The 19,525-nt window shown below is 55.8% G+C and carries 15 protein-coding genes; 5 read left to right on the top strand and 10 right to left on the bottom strand.

Annotated elements, in window-relative coordinates:
* Positions 1-351: 351 nt before the first annotated feature.
* Together IH404_RS14885 and IH404_RS14890 are read right to left on the bottom strand one after the other, a co-directional pair.
* Entirely contained in the window at positions 352-939 is a 588-nt protein-coding gene (locus tag IH404_RS14885) for a 3'-5' exonuclease (protein WP_194438211.1), read from the bottom strand.
* 97 nt (positions 940-1,036) lie between these two features.
* Positions 1,037-2,812 (bottom strand): UvrD-helicase domain-containing protein, encoded by a 1,776-nt coding sequence (locus tag IH404_RS14890; RefSeq protein ID WP_194438212.1) that lies wholly within the window; start codon positions 2,810-2,812, stop codon positions 1,037-1,039.
* A gap of 99 nt (positions 2,813-2,911) precedes the next feature.
* On the opposite strand from IH404_RS14890, the gene IH404_RS14895 reads away from it, so the two are divergent.
* A complete protein-coding gene (locus IH404_RS14895; protein WP_194438213.1) occupies positions 2,912-3,322 on the top strand; it encodes an NUDIX domain-containing protein in 411 nt (136 codons plus the stop codon).
* 6 nt (positions 3,323-3,328) lie between these two features.
* Here the strand turns inward: IH404_RS14895 and IH404_RS14900 are convergent, their stop codons facing one another.
* From IH404_RS14900 to IH404_RS14915, 4 genes are all read right to left on the bottom strand, one after another.
* Positions 3,329-4,885 carry an IS66 family transposase gene (locus IH404_RS14900; protein ID WP_194438214.1) on the bottom strand — a complete coding sequence of 519 codons (1,557 nt, stop codon included), beginning with the start codon at positions 4,883-4,885 and terminating at the stop codon, positions 3,329-3,331.
* A gap of 63 nt (positions 4,886-4,948) precedes the next feature.
* Positions 4,949-5,284 (bottom strand): IS66 family insertion sequence element accessory protein TnpB, encoded by a 336-nt coding sequence (gene tnpB / locus IH404_RS27855; RefSeq protein WP_004575513.1) that lies wholly within the window; start codon positions 5,282-5,284, stop codon positions 4,949-4,951.
* Positions 5,281-5,601 (bottom strand): transposase, encoded by a 321-nt coding sequence (locus tag IH404_RS14910; RefSeq protein ID WP_194438215.1) that lies wholly within the window; start codon positions 5,599-5,601, stop codon positions 5,281-5,283. The genes tnpB and IH404_RS14910 overlap by 4 nt, the downstream gene beginning before the upstream one ends.
* 96 nt (positions 5,602-5,697) lie before the next feature.
* A complete protein-coding gene (locus IH404_RS14915; protein ID WP_194438217.1) occupies positions 5,698-6,072 on the bottom strand; it encodes a hypothetical protein in 375 nt (124 codons plus the stop codon).
* A 535-nt stretch (positions 6,073-6,607) separates the two neighbouring features.
* On the opposite strand from IH404_RS14915, the gene IH404_RS14920 reads away from it, so the two are divergent.
* The gene (locus IH404_RS14920; protein ID WP_194438219.1) at positions 6,608-10,555 is read left to right on the top strand and encodes a hypothetical protein; all 3,948 of its coding nucleotides are present in this window, start codon (positions 6,608-6,610) and stop codon (positions 10,553-10,555) included.
* Positions 10,556-10,742: 187 nt separating this feature from the next.
* Positions 10,743-11,111: a histone-like nucleoid-structuring protein, MvaT/MvaU family gene (locus IH404_RS14925; protein WP_053256026.1), complete on the top strand. Its 369-nt coding sequence runs from the start codon at positions 10,743-10,745 to the stop codon at positions 11,109-11,111.
* A gap of 126 nt (positions 11,112-11,237) precedes the next feature.
* Here IH404_RS14925 and IH404_RS14930 read toward each other — a convergent pair whose 3' ends face one another.
* From IH404_RS14930 to IH404_RS14945, 4 genes are all read right to left on the bottom strand, one after another.
* On the bottom strand, positions 11,238-11,930 hold the full coding sequence (locus tag IH404_RS14930; protein ID WP_053256027.1) for an ImmA/IrrE family metallo-endopeptidase: 693 nt from the start codon (positions 11,928-11,930) through the stop codon (positions 11,238-11,240).
* Between the two features lie 181 nt (positions 11,931-12,111).
* Complete coding sequence (locus IH404_RS14935) at positions 12,112-13,455, bottom strand: RES domain-containing protein (protein ID WP_194438221.1); 1,344 nt, start codon at positions 13,453-13,455, stop codon at positions 12,112-12,114.
* A 127-nt stretch (positions 13,456-13,582) separates the two neighbouring features.
* Complete coding sequence (locus IH404_RS14940) at positions 13,583-14,515, bottom strand: hypothetical protein (protein WP_131696322.1); 933 nt, start codon at positions 14,513-14,515, stop codon at positions 13,583-13,585.
* Between the two features lie 207 nt (positions 14,516-14,722).
* Complete coding sequence (locus IH404_RS14945; RefSeq protein WP_194438223.1) at positions 14,723-15,637, bottom strand: DUF4209 domain-containing protein; 915 nt, start codon at positions 15,635-15,637, stop codon at positions 14,723-14,725.
* Positions 15,638-15,787: 150 nt separating this feature from the next.
* On the opposite strand from IH404_RS14945, the gene IH404_RS14950 reads away from it, so the two are divergent.
* Positions 15,788-18,208, top strand: coding sequence for a TerB N-terminal domain-containing protein (locus IH404_RS14950; RefSeq protein WP_194438225.1), 2,421 nt, complete (start codon positions 15,788-15,790; stop codon positions 18,206-18,208).
* Positions 18,205-19,500, top strand: a complete 1,296-nt coding sequence (locus IH404_RS14955) for an ATP-binding protein (RefSeq protein ID WP_053256032.1) — start codon at positions 18,205-18,207, stop codon at positions 19,498-19,500. The genes IH404_RS14950 and IH404_RS14955 overlap by 4 nt, the downstream gene beginning before the upstream one ends.
* Positions 19,501-19,525 lie beyond the last annotated feature (25 nt).

The raw sequence follows: 19,525 nt of genomic DNA on the forward strand, positions 1-19,525 counted from the left end.
GTGAGCCTGATACGAGGATTCGGATGATAGCTCACGGCCATCTTCGCCTGCGAACCCTTTGTTCACCAGGCAAGAGCTAGGCGCTAGCTTAACCTCTGCACGATCCGCATGCATGACCAGGCCGGGAGAGGATTAATCAGGCTAAGAAGAACGTTATTTGGGCCGGCCTATCCGGTGCTGCCGGATCGAGAATCTTGGGAGCTTGGACGTTGTGTGCATACGGAGTGTCGGTAAGCCGTTAGCCGCCAACAAAAGATTAGCACCGGCATGCGCGGTGAATGACTTGTTGCCCGCGCATACCCTCGCCTGCAAAATATCCGAGTTCATGTTGGAGGCTCACGACTGACGGCCCTACATGCGTTTCTTCGGCGGCTTGTATTTGCACTTGGGAAAGGTTGAGCAGGATTGGAATTCTCCGTACGGCCCTCGTCGCCATATCAGCTCCCCTACCTTACAGCCTGGACAGACAGGCCCCTTGGCCTTGGCGGGAGCTTGCGCAGTGGCCGCCCCGGCAGAAACCCTATCGGGCTTGAGTTCAGCGGACGCCGGCTGTGTTATCGCTCGTCCGTTGTTATCACAGGGAGCTACGACACCTTCGTCGATCAACTCTTGCAGGAAAGATGAGCGGCGCCCTGCGACTGTGAACATCGCAACGCTGCGCCTTGCCCTTGTGAGTGCGACGTAGAACAGCCGGCGTTCCTCACTGGATGGAAACGTGTCGCCCTGCGGCATAACCAGGGAGAACAGTGGATCGTCAACTTTAACGTTTGGAAACCCCCGCATGACCATGCCTGGGAGAATCACATAGTCAGCCTCGTCACCCTTTGAGGTATGCACGGTCTTGAACCTGAACGCCATACGATCGCCAAAACGTTGCTGCCAATCGTGACTCAGGAATTTGGCATCAAGCTTGTAGCGCCCCAATACGAAGACATTCACTTTGCCGCCCCGTCCCAATGGCACGCTTCCATCGCAGATCTGCTGGTAAAGGCGCTCGACATATTTATCAACCGCTTGGGCTACCTTGTTCCGGTGCTCAACCTGTATAGCCTGGAAGGCCGGCCCGATGCGCCGTCACAGAGTTCACGCTCTTCTTGAATTGCGCTGGGTTCTTCGACACGAATCGGCTGGAGACGTCACAAATGGCCTGAGGGCATCTAAATGTCTTTTCTAGCCGAAGCACCTGGCCATGGCCGTACCAGGGTTTGAAACCTGTCATTACGGAAACGTCTGCACCCGCGAATCGGTTGATCGATTGCCAGTCGTCCCCGACGGCGAACAGAAACCGATTAGGCTGACGAACGAGGGCTTTGCAAAGCCGCGCCCGGGCACGCGATGCGTCCTGATATTCGTCAGCCATAACCAGGTCGTATGGCGACCGGTGACCGGCCTCCAAATATCCTGCAGCTTTGTTAATCATGTCTTCGAAGTCGATTCCGTTCTCTTCTGCCAAGGCTTTATCCCATTTCTTGACCACCGGGATCAGCAGGTCTACGAACATGTTGAACCGGTACTTGAAGGCGCCGCTGTCCATCTCAGCCACGCGAGCTTTCAAGTCCTGTTCCGTATAGCAGTTGCTTTTGAAATGGTTAATGAACGTACGGATCAGTCCAAGTAGGTCGGCATGTTTGATGGGTTCCAAACCATTAAATGGAATCGGCCGATCAGGGTTGGGATCGAGCTTGATGCCCCTGTCGGTGAGCTCTTTAGCCAGATGGGTGAACGCTTCCCCACTGCGGACTTGGTGAGAAAGCGTCTCGATCAGGTGCGTTCCCTTCTGCTTGTGGATCTGACGTTTCCAAGCCACCCCTTCCAGGTACTTCTTGAACTGCTCGGGGGGCTGGCCCTCTGCGTCCAGAGCAAAATGCTCATGGTAGAGATTTAGACCTGGGTAGAAAAAATCCGGGAAGTACTGGCGATGTTCCGCCGTAGCGGTCGGGTGCTCGTACTCACGTTCGTACTGGTACTCGACCCCGTTGTAAAAAAGCCAGTTGGCAATGATGCACTCCTCCTGGCTGGCCACCTCCTCGCCTTTTAGAGTGACCAGCTTCCCCTCGCCGTCCGAGTTTGTCGTATCGAAGAGCTTGTCATTGCGTGAAAGAGGTAGGCGTCGACCAAACACCAAGCGGAAAATATCCCAGCGTGTACGGAACGCTGGAGACTTATCTTTGAGGTCATCAACAATCTCGGCTAGCCTGGCCAACGCGAGACTTTCTTTGCGTGCCCAAGCGGGCACATGCGGTGTGCTTCCGGTAGCCGAACCTATGATCTTCAGCCCTAATGAATGGAACGTCATGGCTGCGATCTCGATGTTAGGCTTGCCAAGCCGTTCAAGAGAGGCTTTGGCCCGCGCTTGAAGCTCTGCAGCCGCATCCTTGTTGTAAGCCAGCATGACGATAGATTTGGGGCTGACAATCTCCCGATGCATGGCATAGATAGCCTTTGCGATCATCGTGGAGGTCTTACCAGAGCCCGCCGATGCGACAACCTGAACCCGGTTGTCAAAGCACACCACCGCCTCTGCCTGCTCGTCAGTCAAAGGCTTACTTTCTACCTTGTCGAAAATCTGCCGGCAGTTACGAAGCTCTCGCTTCGTGTGCAGCTCGTTGCGCTCTTCCCATGTGCTCGCCCAATCAGACGTCCACCGTTCGATATCGAGCTCAGCTTGGGCATACCCATCATTCAGATGGGCCCTCACCTCTGGGGTGTCAAGTAGCTCTTTTAGCGCCGCTACGCTCAACTCCAGGCTTGGTTTGCTACCCAGTAATGCTTGCTGGTTTTCATAGGTAAGCCAGCGGTAAGCGGACGGCAAACACACCTTGTGAATCTTTCGTCCTCTCCGGTTTCGATGGCAGCTTGCTTCGCTTATTCTTCCTGACTCACGCGTAAGGATCGGAGTAGGTTTGACGGCATGGAAGCAGATAAATCTTGTCCTGTAGTTCTGCGAGGCAGAGAAACGCTGGAAATCTTAGCGTTCGAGCATCCATTAGCAGGCTTTCAGCTGGTCAAAGGCAGTGTCGAGCCAGGTGAGTCAAGCGACCTGGCTGCGGTTCGAGAGCTGAAAGAAGAAGCAGGGATTCAGTCGACAGTTGGGCGACATCTGGGGCAGCGGCGATGCATCGTAACTGGATACACATGGGCATTTCATGAATGTCATGTTGCCCAAGACCTTCCAGATACTTGGATGCATTTTGCAGAAGATGATGGAGGCCATGAATTCAGATTCTTTTGGCATCCGCTCGTGAGCGAGCCCTCTGAGAATTGGCATCAGGTTTTCAAGGATGCTTTGAGCTTTCTTCGGAAAAAACTCACTGAAGCCTAAGTGCGCTTACAGCTTTTCTTGGGGTAGTCGGGACGGAACCCACTGATGCGGCAGCAATTGTGCGATCTCACGGGCCCGCTGCGTCGGCAGTCGCTTCAGCACATCCTTGAGATAGGCATACGGATCATGCCCGTTCATGCGCGCCGATTGGATCAAACTCATGATGGCCGCAGCCCGCTTACCGCTGCGCAGCGATCCAGCAAATAACCAGTTCGAGCGCCCGAGTGCCCATGGCCGTATCTGGTTCTCGACCTGGTTGTTGTCGATGGGCACAGCCCCATCGTCCAGGTAGCGCGTCAGCGCTACCTGGACGATGGGGCTGTAATCGAGGGCTTTGGCCGTGGCCGATCCGTTGGGTACCAGATCACGCTGGGCCAGCATCCAATCATGCAGTGTTTTGCTGATCGGAACCGCCAACTCCTGACGTATTCGCCACCGATCTTCATCGCTCATGTCCCGCGCCTGGCGTTCAACCTCATACAAGCCGCTGATCGAGTGCAGTGCTTGTTCGGCCAGCTGACTTTTGTTCGCCACGTGCAGATCGAAAAACTTGCGACGGGCGTGAGCCATGCAGCCGATTTCAGTGATGCCTTGTTCAAACCCGGCTTTGTAGCCAGCGAAGTCGTCGCAGACCAGCTTGCCGTTCCAGTCGCCCAGGAAGTTGCGCGCATGTTCGCCAGCACGGCTTGGGCTGAATTCGTAAACCACCGATTTGAGCGCCGAAAACGGGGTCGTGCTGTAGGCCCAGACATAGGCCCGGTGGGTTTTCTTCTCGCCTGGCGCAAGCATTTGCACGGGTGTTTCATCTGCGTGGATCACGTCCTTGTTAAGCACGGCTTCACGCAGCGCATCGACCAGTGGCTGAAGCCGCACGCCGGTTTGTCCGACCCACTGCGCCAGGGTCGAGCGGGCAATTGACAGCCCGGCGCGGCCAAAAATCTTCTCCTGCCGGTACAGCGGCAAATGATCGGCAAACTTGGCCACCATCACGTGGGCCAGCAAGCCTGCGGTCGGAATACCTTTGTCGATAACCTGGGCCGGTACCGGCGCCTGGATCAGAGTTTCGCACTGACGGCAGGCCCATTTTCCCCGGACATGTTGCTCGACGGTAAACACGCCCGGCGTGTAATCCAGCTTCTCGCTGACGTCTTCGCCGATGCGTTGAAGTTGGCAGCCGCAGGCGCACTGGGTATTTTCAGGCTCGTGGCGAATCACGGTGCGCGGGAACTGCGGCGGCAATGGCGAACGTTTCGGAGATTGCCGTGGCTCGGCTAGTGGCGGAACCGGAAGGAGCTGCTTCAGCTCGGCCTCGATAGCTTCAAGGTCGGCATCGAGCAGGTCATCTAGCAAGCTGCCTTGCGCCGGGCTGATTTGCTCACTGTGCCTTGCAAACTTGTGGCGTTTGAGCAGGGCGATCTCGTAAGTCAGATGGTCGATGATGGTTTCATCGTTCTGGATTTTCTTGCTCATCGCCTCAACCTGGGATTGCAACTGCAACGCCTGTGCCGCCAAGGCACGAAGCTGTTCCGGGGTCATCTGGTCGAGGTTGGGCGAGAAAGTCATGCCGCCGATTGTGCCAGAGCAGACGCGGGACGACGACAAGTAGACCGGCCAAATGGCCGGCGTTTACAGCATGCTAATCACACCGCCGGCGCCAACGCGCTGCCACGGCAGGCCCAGTACCAACGCCTGGAGTTGCTCGCTGTCGAGTTCGACCTCGCAGCCATGGCGAATGCCGGGCCAGTGGAACTTGCCTTGGTTCAGTCGACGCGCTGCAAGCCAGACGCCGACGCCATCGTGCACCAGCACTTTCATCCGGTTAGCCCGGCGATTGGCGAACAGATAAGCGCAGTGCGGCTTCGCCGCACCGAACACCGCGATCACTCGGGCTAATGCGGTTTCGGTACCGGCGCGCATGTCCATCGGCTCGGTGGCCAGCCAGATGGCATCGATGCGGATCATCGAGTGACAGCCCGAATAAACTGCGCGCAGCCTTCAGGATCTGAGGTTGGCCATTTCACCGTGATCACTTGCCCGGCCATGGGCAACTCGATGATCACTGGTGCTTCGGCTGGCCGTTTAGGTGCGGCTTTTAGCGGGACGAATGCCGGTAGTGAAGCCGCTGCGGGCTGATCTCGATAGAGCGGCATCCATTTGCGGATAACGTTGGCATTGATGCCGTGGCTGATGGCGACACTGGACACGGTTGCGCCAGGTTGCAGGCATTCTCGAACGACTTGAGCTTTGAATGGTTTCGGATAAGAGCTTCGTTGGCGCATGGAGATCCTGGCGATAAGGGTGATCGCGTCCGCTTAAAAATACGCGGACACCATCGCCCTTAATGCTGGAGTTCGGAAGGTGAGTTCGCCGGACGCTTACAGCCAGCGGTGCTTTTGATCAGCGGTTGCTAAGGCATGGTCAGCCTCTGCGAGCCACCGGGACAGCTTGGCGTAGTAGGAATCGAAGCGTTGGCAGCGGGATCGTTTGAGGAGATCGTTCAGTGCACGGTGCAGAGCTGGAGCGCGTAGGTTCGAGAGTCCACCAAAGCGCACGCCGGTGCCTGCAGGCCACACCAGTTCCGACCAGAGCATGCGGCTTTTGATTTCAAAGCTTGGGAGCGTTTCTGGTGCTATGTGGTATTGCTCCCCACCGACGGCCACGACAAGACGATCGCTTTCGACGAGGAGACGCCAGTTGGCTGATCTAGTCAGTAAGCGCCCTAACCTAGATGGCGTCCATTCCAAAAACATACACGATTCCTACACCCAAATAGGCGCAATTCTATCCCAATCTTCAGGGCTTTCGGACGCGCGCATGGATAGGTTCAGATCTCTGGGCTGGAACTATCCCAGTTGGTTCCGCTCTGGCGAATACCTGCGACCAAGGACTGATCTTCAAGTTTGTGATCATGCACCTGCTGTTATGTACACCTGGATGCCCTCTACGCACGGAAACGTTTAATGCCCTCCAGGCTTCCCGGGCTGCGCGCTCCGGTTGTCCTGGACAGCGTTGCAGGCAACGGCATAGCGGCTAACTTTAGTTCCCCCTACCCTTCGAGTTCAAAGCTGATTTCCCGTCAAACGGAAGTTATGATGCTCTCTACGCATCCGCCGACGTCGAGCGCCGCCGGGCAAGCATGGAGCTGTTCAAACGTGACAATCGAGCGGTATTTTTCTCGCCATCTGCGTCTTGAAAACAACGAATCATCTGGCTGTCTAGCCATCGTTGATGAGGATGGTCTCCTTGCCATTGCAGGCCCCAAGGTCATATTGGGGGGAGCCGGGCATGGGTAAAAGCCAGCTGATTGAGGAATTAGGACGGCGCTTAGACGTCCGGCCAATCAGCGCGCAACGGTTCATCGCCAGCGGCAACCCGGGGCGTTTTCATTTTCCTGGTAAACCTCTGTTGATAGATGGGCTCGACGAAGCCATGGCGCGGCGGGATAGCGATGCTGTGGATATGGTGTTAGGGAAGCTTGAGGATGCCGGGCATCCCGACTTCATCCTTTGCTGCAGGTCGAGAGAATGGCAGTCACGCAATGTTGTGAACCTAGCGCAAATTTATGGCTCAGCCCCCAGCATCCTAACCATCGAAGCGTTTACGAGGTTTGATGCCTTTGCTTTCATGCGCCAGCTCTACCCAGAGCTCGATGTGGATCATGTCCTTGATCACCTTGAGGATCAAGGGATTGCCGAGCTCTACCATAATCCTCTGACTCTTAGCCTCATTGGCAAAGTCGCTGTTGCTGACAGGACTCTCCCTGCTACACGTGGGGGCCTCTTCGAACGGGTGTGCACTCTACTCTGGCCTGAGCATGACCCTCACCGTATTGACGGCGCGCTTGGCCTTCTTTCTGAAGAACAAGCGCTTTCGGCCGCTGGGGCTCTCTGCGCGGGATTGCTACTCGCGAGCGGGGACGCGATCAGTCGCTCCGGCCCTAATCATCTCGTAGTAGGGGATGTCAGGCTTGCAGAGCTCAGCGAGCTGCCCGAGGCGGAAGCCGCACAAGCGGTTTTTTCCTCAAAACTGTTCCAGACGGTTGGCCCGGAACGGGCAAAGCCCATACATCGCGTGGTTGCAGAGTTTCTCGGGGCTCGATGGCTGTCAAAGGTCGCAATAACCACTCAAGCACAGAAGAGAGTGCTCGCTCAGTTTCGCACCGGCGGCAGTGTGCCTGCGAGTTTGCGAGGCCTGCACGCGTGGTTGTCTTACCACAGCCAAGCTATGTCATCTGCGGTGATTGCAGCCGATCCATATGGCGTGTTGCGGTATGGCGAGACGGCGAACCTCACTGCAGAGCAAGCTCAAAGCATGCTCGACGCGCTTACATCCCTGTCGCAAACAGATCCATTTTTTAGATCCCAGGATTGGGGCAGTCATAAGGCCAGTGGCCTGATGCATGATAACTTGGTAAGCAAAATCGAGACGATCATTACATCGCCGGACAGCAATGTTCACTTAAGGGCCCTTCTGATCGAGGGTCTCACGGGCACTCCGTTGGCCAGGTCGCTCGAAGACGCTCTTGACGGTGTGGTGTTTTCGGATCGACATGCTTTTTCAGAGCGCAAGCATGCTGTACAGGCTCTGCTGCCTTCCTGTGACCGGGCACGCCGGCAGAGCATGATTGATCGATTACATCAGTCGTATACTGACGTGTCGTTCGAGCTTGCGCTGTTCGTCATCGAGGCGAATGATTTTGACGTAAGCGATGAGCTTCTGGCCATGAATATCCTGGCATGCTCAGGGCTGTATGTCTGCTCGCTACCTAGAGCATCCTCAAGGACATCTGGCGGAGTCTACTGGCTACCTTTTAGCCAAAAACTGGCTCTCAGTAGGATTCCAAAGCTGCTGAGCCTGCTCACCGAGCAATGCGTTCCGGTCGACTTTAGTGAAACTGAGCCACCAAGCTACTTGGTCGGTCTTATCGCGCTTCTTATCAGCCGCGTCATCACTGAAAGCGTACTCACCGACTGCCCAGAAGATGCCGCGCTTCTCTGGAACTGGCTAGGCGCTATCCACCGGCTTGACCTTTATGATGTACCTGAGAGGAAAACACTCAACGCCCATCTCGACAATGCCGACGATCTCAGGCATGCCGTCCAGCAGTATGTGCTGCATGATCAGGAATCTGCCAGCTCCGTCTGGTCACAGAATTGTGATCTGGAGGATCGCCTTTTGGGGCTTGCAAGCCGCAAGTCCGACTTGCTCTTTTTTCTGGAGCGACTGGCTCTCTTTAGCACTCAGGATGAGAAAGCCCGGGCGCAATGGCGTGATTTGATGTTGATAGCGTGTAGAAATCGCACGTTTGACCCTGATGTTCGAGCTGTCAGCCGAAAATTCCAACGAGATGACTCTGAGCTAGAGGCCTATGTCTACACGCTGGAAAATCCAGGCAAATCCGAACATGCGATTCAAAGAGAGTTGAGGCAGGCGAAGCGAATAGAAGCGCTCCGCGTTCAGTATGAAGCCGATCGCGACCACTATCTTCAGCACCGTTCATCTCTGCGAAATGGCGATCTGCGGGAGATACTCCTTGCGGCCAGTTACTACCTGGGCCACCACGACGTTTACGACGTGCACCTTAACTCAGTTGAGGCCCTCACGGCGTGGCTTGGTGCCGAGTTTGCCGACGATGCCATTGTAGGCTTTGAAGCCGTGCTACACCGCGATGACCTGCCGTCTCCCCATGATGTGGCTCACAGTCCTGCTGAGGAGAAGATGTGGAACTACTCTCTACCTATGGTTGCCGGCTTACTGGCCAGGCTGCGCGCGGGTGAAGGCTTCTCAGACATCCAATCACCCGTTCTCCTATCCGCTTTGATTGCTTGCTTGCACAATCAGATAACGCTTCTTCCCAATGACCTTTCGTCCCTGTGCGAAGCTCTCGAAAACGAGTTATTTGGCAACCATGACTTGCCAAGGCGAGACACCCTGAGTCGTTATGACTTCGCTTGGCTGTGCCTTGAGCCCTGCATCAAGGCTGGCAAACCACAAATCTCAGCAATGAATGCAATCTTCTCTCAACCCCAGTGGCATGCAACCGCTGCTCTCCTTTCTGCCGCCTGGCTCAGCGACCAACTCGTGATGGGAGAATCGGTTGAGAACAGGATGATCCATCTCTTGGTCGCACCAGAACATCTGCACGAAATGGGCGCGATCGCGAAGCTTTACTCGGACGTTGAATTCAGCTCCGTCAGTCGGATGCTCATGTGGCGGGCCGTAGATTTTCTGGTCAGCTTTAATGAATCCAGGGAGGCTCTTGCGGTAATTGGCAAAGACGATCCGGATTTCATTTGGCCCATCATCAGGCTTGTACCCGGAGAGCGCCGAGGGCAAAAGCGTGTACTCGATACCGCTCAAGTCAAATGGATCGTATCCAATTTTCGAGGATCCTGGCCGCGCCAGAACAGGCCGTGGGTGAGTGACGGAAGCAAATCTCCTTTTGAGGCTGCCAGTTTCGTTCGATCAATGATCCAGCGGCTCGCAGACGATACTTCGATCGAGGCAATTGAAGCCCTGCAGGAGCTGATTGCAGAGCCGGAAGACAGCTACACCCTGGATCTTCTACATATGGCGGCCGAGCAGCGACAGAAGCGTGCAGAGGAAGACTTCGCCCCCCTTCAGCCAGGTGCCTTAAGTGCGCTGCTCCGTGAGGGGCCGCCGACGAACATGGTAGACCTCAGAGCACTGGTGCTCGATGAGCTTTCCGTGATTCAGAAAAAATTGTTGGGTGATGACCTGGATCGGGTAAGCGTGTTCTGGGGCGACAACGGTGTGCCCTACGTTGAGAACATCTGCAGAGACCGCTTTGCCATGCTCATCAGCCGAGAGCTGGAGCAGTTCGGTATCAGGGAGCTCACAGAAGCTGACATGCCCAAATCCAAGCGAGTGGATCTCGCGTTCGCCTGCGGTGACTTTCAGATTCCAATTGAGATCAAGTGCCAGTGGCATGACGAGGTTTGGCAGGGTGCAACCCACCAATTGCATGATCGCTATCTGATTGATTGGCGCTCGCATGGCTGCGGGATTTACCTGGTGTTCTGGTTTGGGGAACTACCGTCCAACACGGGAAAAAGACTGCAGGTTCCGCCCTCGGGCGTCCCTACCCCCCGTACGCCTGAGGCCATGCGGCTAGCCTTGATAGAGTGCCTTCCGGAAGCGTTGCGATCTCGGATTGATGTAGTGGTCATAGATCTCGAAGCTGGAAGAACAAGCCTCACGCCTCGCATCTAGGAGGCTGTAGTTCTCACTCGCAGACTACCTTGGTTTCGCAAGCTCGCATCAATGGCCATACTCGGATGATGTTCGACTCTTTGCTCTTTGCTCTTTGCTCTTTGGCCTCAGGCATCGGCTTGAACCTGCGCATTGATGGCCTGTAGCCCCACCCCTATACTCGACGCACCATATACAGGAGCATCAAATGTCCAGACTCGCCGAATTCCGTAAGTTGGAGCAACAACTGGCTGCTCAGCTTGCCGAACTTGAGACCCTCAAAAACGATGATGGCCTGAAGCGCGAAATCGAATTTGAACAAAAGCTCCGTAGCCTGCTCTCGGAGTACGGCTACAGCCTGCGCGATATCATAGCCATTCTTGACCCACAATCTGTCAGTCGACGTGCACCAGCCGCTGTGGCTGAAAAGTCCACCCGCAAGCCCCGTCAGCTTAAGGTCTACAAGAACCCACATACAGGCGAGCGCGTCGAGACCAAGGGTGGTAACCACAAGACCTTGAAAGAGTGGAAAAGCCAGCATGGTGCCGACGAAGTCGAGAGCTGGTTAGCTAAGTAACCCTTCAGAAGCAAAGATTAGGGGCCTCGTGAAGGCCCCTTTTTTATTTTACCCAGAACAGTGATGCCTCTCTGGGCGACCCAACAACTTCTGCCTACTGCACGTTCCAATAACGCCCTGCTCGTTCTAAGGCCACCGCACCAACTCCAGCTCCTTGAGCCGGATGGCCATCGCCGAGTCTGAGACACCGAATTGCTGGGCCAGTGACACCAGGTGCTGGTTGTTAAATCGGGTGCATCGCGCCAGCGCCAGCTCACGTTCTCCCGACTCTTTCGGGGAGTAGAGAAGCCGATCCGGATTGTTGGGGTCGAGGTGATAGGCAATCACGTCACTGAAGCGCAATTGCCCCTTGCAACAGAACATGAACTCGAACCGTTCTCTCACCAGCTTCTGAGGCATTAGGAAGCAGGCGGCGAAGCGATCGGCTTGTCTCTCTGCAGGTGCACGTGGTGTTTGCAAATGACTGCCGTCAAAAGCGCGGTCGCGGTGCATGATAGTGTCTTCGTGGAGCACAAGATGGCCGATCTCATGCGCGCCGGTGAAGAGCTGGACTTTGTCACCAAACTCAGTCGCGACGGCGATCTTGTTCGATTGACGGTCAATCAGGCCCGCGATACGAGTACCGGCGTTGTGCCGATTGAAATGGGTGTCTCCCAGGGTGGGATGCTCATGGTAGTCGTAGCCGCAGACCATGGCAGCGATCCGGGGGCTGCGCATCATCATCGGCGGAACATCTTGATCTGGCCACAGGTAACGGCGATCACGGTAAATCTGCATGAGCAGATCGGTCGCTGCTTTCTCGATATGGGCTTCGTTCATGGCAAAACACCAGATGTAGGCTCTCAAGCACAATTTAGCCCAATATGTAGTGCTTTCAATATGTGCCTAACCCAATATATAGGTTTTGCCGATGAACGGTAAGGCTGGTACTGGCCCGCTAAACTCCGATGGGTTCCGAGATCCCTTATAAGATCCGAGCTCTCGTTAGGAACCAGCCACGCTATCGAAACCCATGGTATTTCCTGTCCTGCGACCAAGGAACATAGTGGACTGGGTCGATCTCGGTGCTGAAGCGGACTCCCTGGATTTTGTGAATCACAATGCCGTCTCGAGCTAGACGTAGGCTTGGCTCCGGCGGAGGTACCAGAGGGACGTACCGGGAGGATTGATCTGAGTCTTTAGGTTCCGCTTCCCAGTACTCTGGGTAATACACCAACCTATCTTCATCCGGTTCCCAGAGACTCACATACTCAGCCTTTTGTGTGTCCTCGAGCCTTTCTACCCCACTGGCCTTGTTGAAAAGAATGACGTTCTGCCCCAGTGACGTATCCTGTTGCACCTGCACAGAGGGAAATAAGATACCGTCGAGATTCAGCTTTTCATGGGTTGCAAGGAAATCGGCAATAGCTTGCGTGATCAGATACCCGCTTTCCGCCGAGTCCGGCATAACTGGCATCGTCAGCTGGCGCTGTAAGTCTTTCAGAAACGCGCAGCGTTCGGTGAGGCTCCTGCGAATTGGATTGAAGTAGCTCAACCCCCGATGCGGACGCATTGAAGCCAGGTCGTTCAGGTTGAGAAGCCTCAGAGGCCGGATTACGTCGAACCGCGCGGTAACTACCATGCTGCCAACCGGAGGGCGCACCTCCGCAATTGCCGTGTGGTCATCTGTTGCGCCGTAAAAAACCGAAATTCCCTTGGCGTTCATTCGGCCAGGAGATCCCTTGCCTCCTGGTACCGGGCCGAGATGCTTTTCAGGGTGAGTCAGCGCTTCCTCCATGCTCTGCTCATCCTGAAACACCCTACCCCGTTGGAATGACGAGATTGGATAACCTTGGCCTGCGATCACAATGGCTGACCGGTCGTCCACCGAGCGCAGATCTTCTATGCCGTCGAAGACCATTGTCAGGATTGACCCCACCAAGGGATTTGCCAGCCGCGATTCGAACTTCAAGCTGTGCTCCATTTTCCGCCAACCGATAGTCAGCTCGGACGAAGCCTCTTTTTCCTCTTCGAAACAAGGATCGTCATCATCTGGACAACTCCAAGAGTCGAGCAAGCGCTCATGGATGTCAGAAAGCAGGGTCTCATCGGAACCCAGCATGCGCTCCAGCACGTCATACAGACTTTCACCGATCGGTGGGTAACCATGATGAATCACTGAATTCGGTTGCTGAACCTCACGGAAAGAGGCGTGGATTGCCGTTTCGCAGAGTTCCACCAGCTCATCCATGTCCATGACTGGGAGCTCTCGGTCGCAGTAGTCACACTCGCTGATATCGTTCTCCGAAGCATGATCCTGCAGGAAGGTTTCGGTAAGGCAATCGGTACACACCACTTGACGCATCACTTGCTCCTTTGCTGCATTACACGGCGCCTATCTACGTCTAGGCGAAGGCCTCTCGCTGATTTAAGCATTTACCCATCGGGTGCCGCCCTTGCCAATGGTTAGGAGCTGCCATCTCTACTGAAGCTCAGTTCCTCAACGGCCCCAAGTCAATCGCCAGGCAGCGAAGGTCAGTAACCTGTGCAACCATGGTGTCGCTGGCCTCGTGATAGGTGAAGGTGCCGAGGAAATAGAACGTGAAGTACCTTACCAGCCGTGCCTGATCGAGAATTTCATTCACATAGCGCCTTGATCGGTGCTGAGTCATGACCTCATCAGAGACCTGGAGAGAGGCATCTTTGTCCGTAACCTTGTCATAGAAGTTGAATACGAAGCCGGCCCCTTCACGCGGCTCAATCCGGCCACCGCCGTTGTAGACGTATCCTGCAGTGTCAGGTCTGGCCCAAGCCACCTTCTTGAAGTACGAACGCAACGGTATTTCACCACGCCCTGTCACGTTGATCGTTACCTCGGGAAAGAGGTCTTTCAAGGCTTCGCGTGTGTCGTGATAGTAATCCACTAGCTCACGCAGGTCACCGCTTCGGTGCTTCCGATCGGATCGGGTGCCTTCTGCGCCGCCACCGCCCCGTCGACGAATAGCTCCTGCCTCGTCCTCGTCGCCTGGTGCGGCTCGAGGTGGACGTACCACGGGTTGTTCTGGCTGTGTCGGGGGAACAAAGATATCGATTACCGAAGTGAGTTGGCGTTTTGCCAAGCGTGTGCGGGTCTGTAACTCAGTCTCTCCGGGCAACGGCGCATCGCTACCTTCGTCCTCATCTGGCAGCATCCACTCGCAGTCCGCGTGATGGTCATAGTGCTCGTTGTCTTTGTAATGCGGAGATTTGACGCGCGCTTTTTCGGTCGGGTGGATGTAGTAATTGACGGCTGTGATTTTTGGCACCACCTTGAGCGCCCTGCATTCCGGTGATGAGCACTGGAACAGAAAACGGCTACGTGGCTGGTTTTGGTTGAAATAGGCCTGATGAGCACCGCCAATGGTTAATTCTTTGGCCAAATCCACACAGTATGCCCGGGTGATCCTTCGCTTCGTTCGCATCTGCAGCCTCAACGCAAAAGCTTGAGACTAACGCGCGGTGTTTGGAGCGCCAAGGCCTGACCTAGAGCTGTTAGCTAATACCTTGGTCGAACATGGTGTCATCGGAAAGGTGAAGTTGGTAGAGGGTTTGGTCTGTTTCCTGACCAAACCCTCGCCTGGGGTTCGCAGATATTAAGAAGCATCTGTCTCAGGTTCGCCAGTAACTGCCGGCGCGCCTTCTACCGTAGAGAGTAGATCCTCGGCAACGGCTTGACGGTTTGACGCAGACTGGGCCCAGTACACCATGGCTACCCATCTCAACATGAACCACCAAGCGTAAACGGCGTCCGCCGAGTAAAAATCGTCATCATCCATCAGGCCATGAGCGAACGCGTTTCGCAGGTTCGGCCAGAACGCGCTGCAGAACAAAGCTTTCATCTCGAACACGATGTCGCCACCGAATACTGCATCGACGCCATCTACGTCTAGAAGCTTGCTCAGGCCGTTCTCGTTCTCGATACCCTCCAAGTCAGTGTTGGAGGTTTTCAGCCTCGCTCCTTTCATATGAAACCGGACGATATTCTCCAGTTGGGGGATTAGGAAGTGCACTGCCATGCCGAAATCACCCGTCATTCCCCAATACAGCCCCTTGCCGACCATGTGCGCCCGATCAGGCGGTACTAAGGCCGACGCTTTGGCAAGTTCAACCAGATCCTGCTCTTTATAGCAGTGTTCCCGCTGTATAACGCCCAGTGCTGGAATCACGCCGCCTTGCACGGTTAGGTTGCGTGTGAGCGCGTGGTTTTTGACCATTTCTGCCCAAACGCGCTCCTCATTATCCTGCGAGGGCTCAGCGCCTAATGACATAGGTTTGGTCTTAGCGATCACACGCCCACCCTTGTCGAGATATGTCGCTTCACTTAGCGCACCGATCAACCCTACGCGCAGCGTGTTCAAGGCTGCTTGGCGAGCGGCCTCTTTCTGGGCAAATGGATAAAGCGCAGCTAATGCACGGAGAGCTTCAACCGGGGACTTGCCCGAAACCTTCTCCAACGCATCACTGACCAAGCCTGAGATATCTGTAGGCGGCGTCGAGATCACGCGCATCATCCCCACCGCACGATTGCCTGCATCTGCGATGCGTTGATCCGTTTAAGTAATCTCGCCCCAGCGCTCCCTTCGTCTGTTCCGCTTGGCCCGCCTCGTGAAATCCGTAAGAATGTCATCTGGCCATTACCAACTGTACGGAATACTCATATGCCACGGAAGCGCAAAGGGAGCGGCGGCGGGCCGATCGCTCTGTACGCCTTGTTATTCGTTGTTGCCCTTTTGGCGCAAGTTCCAAAGCAAGCGTGGATCGCGCTTGGAGTTATCTTGGGCGTAAGTGCATTGGTATGGGCCGTCAGACGCGCCACCCAGGCAAAGCGTTACGCGCCTGAAGATGACATTGTTGCGGAGATCGCCGCTGAATCTCGACAGGCAACCTCCCCCAGTCTCACCGTCCAGTTCGGCACCAGTACCCGCGAGCGAGACTTCCATACTGTCCAAGTCGGTTCGTCCAGCGATAGTCAGAACTACACCATCCCAAAGCCAAGTGCAAAGCCCATGGGCGTTCGCTGGCTTGCAGAAGATGAGTCCATCACCGTGGCCGGATTGGCTATCCCGGGTGGAATGCTCTACATCACCGAGCGGGCAACCCAGTTCGGTCAGACTGAACCGTCCCTGATTGATGCAACGCTTCGAGTCGCACGCTCACCCATGAGCCTTACCGAGCGGCAGATGCCCTATTGGCCAAGTTACCGAAGCATCACGCCTGAGGCGCGGCGAGCGTATCTGCAATGGTTGGCAGGAGGTCGCCGCCAGCCTGCGGATGCGGGATACGTGTTCCTGTTTTTTTACGGGCTGGAACGCCGCGCGCTGATCGATGCACCGAGCGATCCTCAGGCTAAGGTAGAGATTGCTGCCATCAAGGCCGAGGTCGAACGCTTGCTTGGTCTCTACGGCGACAACCATTCTTTCCGCGGCTACGCTACCCGCTTTCTCGCCCATATCGACGCGGGTTCTGTTCAGCCTCAGAGCTATATGAGTGAACCGATTGCCAGTGCCGCAGATGGGTACGAGCTGCCCATGTCACTGAGAGTCGCGCTGGGTCAGATGGCCGTGGATAAATACCCTCTCAATCCGAGCTGGGCATTGGCCTGGGCGCTCGCAGAGCCCAACATTTCCAGACGCACACCTGTGACCCGTTGTCCTGAGCAATTCGCAGCGCTCTTCAAAAACCAATTCGCAAAACGTTATCCCAACGGCATTGTGCTTCCTCAGAACAAGACCAAGCTGAAGATTGCCTATCGCCCCGCTTCTTCCGGATTGAGCATCCCGGCAGCAGCCGTGGGCGACCTCCCCGATGTCGCCGCAACCTCAGGAACGCGTAACAAGCTGCAGGGTATAGTGGAAGAATGCACCACCGTTCTAGACGCTTACAGTCGATATCTGGGGCGCAACCCAGACGCTGGATATAGTCTGGAAGCCATCCTGCAGTTGCCAACAGAACTCTGGCCTGCTGAAGCAAAAGCCGAACTCGAACAGTTGGCACAACGCGTCGGCGGCGAAACTATCTGCATGAGTTTCGCTGAGCTGGCAGGCCGTTTCAAATCCGCCGGCGCGCTTTCCCGCGACAAAGTCGTGGCACTCGCACGGGCCTTGGAAAGCAAGCGGATCGGATTAGAGCCCGATGTGCTTTCTGGCAGCCGTACGCCCAAGGCAGAAGACACCATCGCACTGTTCGCAGCGGACTCTGATGAAGGTACTCTTCGTTCGACCGATGCTTACAGCGCTGCAGCAGTTACTTTAGACCTGGCCAGTGCAGTGGCTGCGGCTGACGGTGACACCTCGCTAGAAGAGGTGAGTCTGCTGTCCGGCCACATTGACTCATGGGATCACCTCTGCGTCGCGCATCGAAAACGCTTGAAGGCGCACCTCCAGATTCAACTGAAGCAACCGCCGACACTGGCAAGCCTCAAGAAGAAGCTTGAGCCGCTGACGATCGAGGCCAAGCGGAAAATTGCCAGCTTCCTGGCCCACCTGGCACAAGCGGATGGCGAGGTGACGCCACAGGAAGTTAAGCTCCTTGAGCGCGTATACAAGTCGCTCGCCCTCGATCCGCAGTTCGTCTACAGCGACCTCCACAGTGCAGCTGTTCGTCCCTCCCATGGAGTGGAGGCACTGACTGCGAATGCCGCGCTGGCCACTGCGACACAGACATCAGAAAGCACTGGCTCTGGCTTTGCACTGGACATGGACAAGGTCGCTCGCTTGCAACAAGAAACGGCAGAAGTGTCGGCGCTCCTGGCCAGCGTCTTCAATGAAGAATCGCTGACTGAGACGCCTAGCGCCTTGGAGCCCGAGGCGCCCCAACGGCAGGAAGAAAGTACCGCCGAACAGCTTGCTACCGTACATGGCCTGGACGTCGAGCATTCAGCGTTCCTTCGGCTTCTGGTGTCACGGGCTGAGTGGAGTCGTGCCGAGCTGGAAGACGCAGCCAGTGATATGGAACTGATGCTGGATGGCGCCTTGGAGCGGATCAACGAGACAGCGTTCGAGCTGTTCGACATGCCCGTGACCGAAGGTGATGATCCCATCGAAATCAACCCCGACATTCTGGATGAGCTAGCCCTATGAGTAAGATACGAGCCAAGGATCGCGACGCGGTCATTCAATCGCTGCGTGCGGGCGTAGTGCCCCGTGTTGGGCAGCATCTCATCCAGGTAGGTCGAGCGGGTGAACTCGATTCGCTGCTCAAAGATGTGGATCGTCTCGCGGATGGCGGCTCGGCTTTTCGCGTCGTCATTGGCGAGTACGGCGCGGGCAAAACCTTCTTCCTGAACCTAGTACGCGGCATCGCCATGGAGCGCAAGCTTGTCACCATGCACGCCGATTTGAATCCAGACCGCCGGCTTCACGCTTCAGGTGGCCAAGCGCGCTCACTTTACTCGGAGCTGGCCAAAAACATGGCCACCCGCACCAAGCCAGAAGGCGGCGCTCTGCAGGGTATCGTTGAGAAGTTCATCTCCCAAGCTAAAACGGAAGCCAAGACCAAAGGTGTCGAGAGTGAGGCGGTCATTCGTGAGTACCTGGCAGAGCTCACCGAGATGGTCAATGGGTATGATTTTGCCGACGTCATTGCCGCCTACTGCCGCGGCTTCGAGGAAGGTAACGAGCAGCTCAAGGCTGACGCCATTCGTTGGCTACGCGGGGAATTCTCCACCAAGACTGACGCCCGCGCTGCTCTGGGCGTGCGGACGATCGTCGATGATGCTTCTGTCTACGACCAGCTGAAATTGCTGTCACGATTCGTACGCCTGGCTGGTTTCGGCGGCTTGATGGTATGCCTGGATGAACTGGTCAACCTGTACAAACTGGCAAACACCCAGGCCCGTAACGCCAATTACGAACAGATTCTGCGCATCCTCAACGATTCGTTGCAGGGTTCCGCTGAAGGCCTGGGTTTTGTATTGGGCGGCACACCAGAGTTTCTGATGGACACTCGTCGGGGGCTCTACAGCTACCCTGCCCTGCAATCCCGCCTCGCTGAAAACAGCTTTGCTAAGTCTGGCCTGGTCGACCTTTCTGGGCCTGTCATTCGACTCAGCAGCCTGACACCTGAAGACTTCTACGTGCTTTTGCAGAAGCTGCGCAATGTTTACGCCTACGGTGAGCCTGAGAAGTTTTTGCTGCCGGATGAAGCCATCCCCGCTTTCATGGCGCACTGTAATCAGCGCTTGGGCGAGGCATATTTCCGGACGCCGCGCACGACCATTACGGCTTTCATCAACTTGCTCGCGGTGATCGAGCAAAACCCTACCGCGGATTGGCGAACCTTATTGGGCGCCGTGGAGCTGACCAAGGATGAGGCCGGGCAGCAAGATCTAGAAGTTGAGGCCGACGATGAGCTCGCCAGCTTCAAGCTCTGACTCTTCTTCGTTCGAGCGTTTACAC

Origin of the sequence: Pseudomonas sp. OST1909 (assembly GCF_015277575.1) — a bacterium.
Classification (GTDB): Bacteria; Pseudomonadota; Gammaproteobacteria; order Pseudomonadales; family Pseudomonadaceae; genus Aquipseudomonas; species Aquipseudomonas synxantha_A.

Excerpts from the sequence above, each read along its gene's own strand:
- IH404_RS14935 (WP_194438221.1), bottom strand. The coding sequence starts at position 13,455 with ATGCGTCAAGTGGTGTGTACCGATTGCCTTACCGAAACCTTCCTGCAG.
- IH404_RS14915 (WP_194438217.1), bottom strand. The coding sequence starts at position 6,072 with ATGTTTTTGGAATGGACGCCATCTAGGTTAGGGCGCTTACTGACTAGA.
- IH404_RS14900 (WP_194438214.1), bottom strand. The coding sequence starts at position 4,885 with ATGACTTTCTCGCCCAACCTCGACCAGATGACCCCGGAACAGCTTCGT.
- tnpB (WP_004575513.1), bottom strand. The coding sequence starts at position 5,284 with ATGATCCGCATCGATGCCATCTGGCTGGCCACCGAGCCGATGGACATG.
- IH404_RS14930 (WP_053256027.1), bottom strand. The coding sequence starts at position 11,930 with ATGAACGAAGCCCATATCGAGAAAGCAGCGACCGATCTGCTCATGCAG.
- IH404_RS14920 (WP_194438219.1), top strand. The coding sequence starts at position 6,608 with ATGGGTAAAAGCCAGCTGATTGAGGAATTAGGACGGCGCTTAGACGTC.
- IH404_RS14950 (WP_194438225.1), top strand. The coding sequence starts at position 15,788 with ATGCCACGGAAGCGCAAAGGGAGCGGCGGCGGGCCGATCGCTCTGTAC.
- IH404_RS14895 (WP_194438213.1), top strand. The coding sequence starts at position 2,912 with ATGGAAGCAGATAAATCTTGTCCTGTAGTTCTGCGAGGCAGAGAAACG.
- IH404_RS14925 (WP_053256026.1), top strand. The coding sequence starts at position 10,743 with ATGTCCAGACTCGCCGAATTCCGTAAGTTGGAGCAACAACTGGCTGCT.
- IH404_RS14910 (WP_194438215.1), bottom strand. The coding sequence starts at position 5,601 with ATGCGCCAACGAAGCTCTTATCCGAAACCATTCAAAGCTCAAGTCGTT.
- IH404_RS14945 (WP_194438223.1), bottom strand. The coding sequence starts at position 15,637 with ATGCGCGTGATCTCGACGCCGCCTACAGATATCTCAGGCTTGGTCAGT.
- IH404_RS14955 (WP_053256032.1), top strand. The coding sequence starts at position 18,205 with ATGAGTAAGATACGAGCCAAGGATCGCGACGCGGTCATTCAATCGCTG.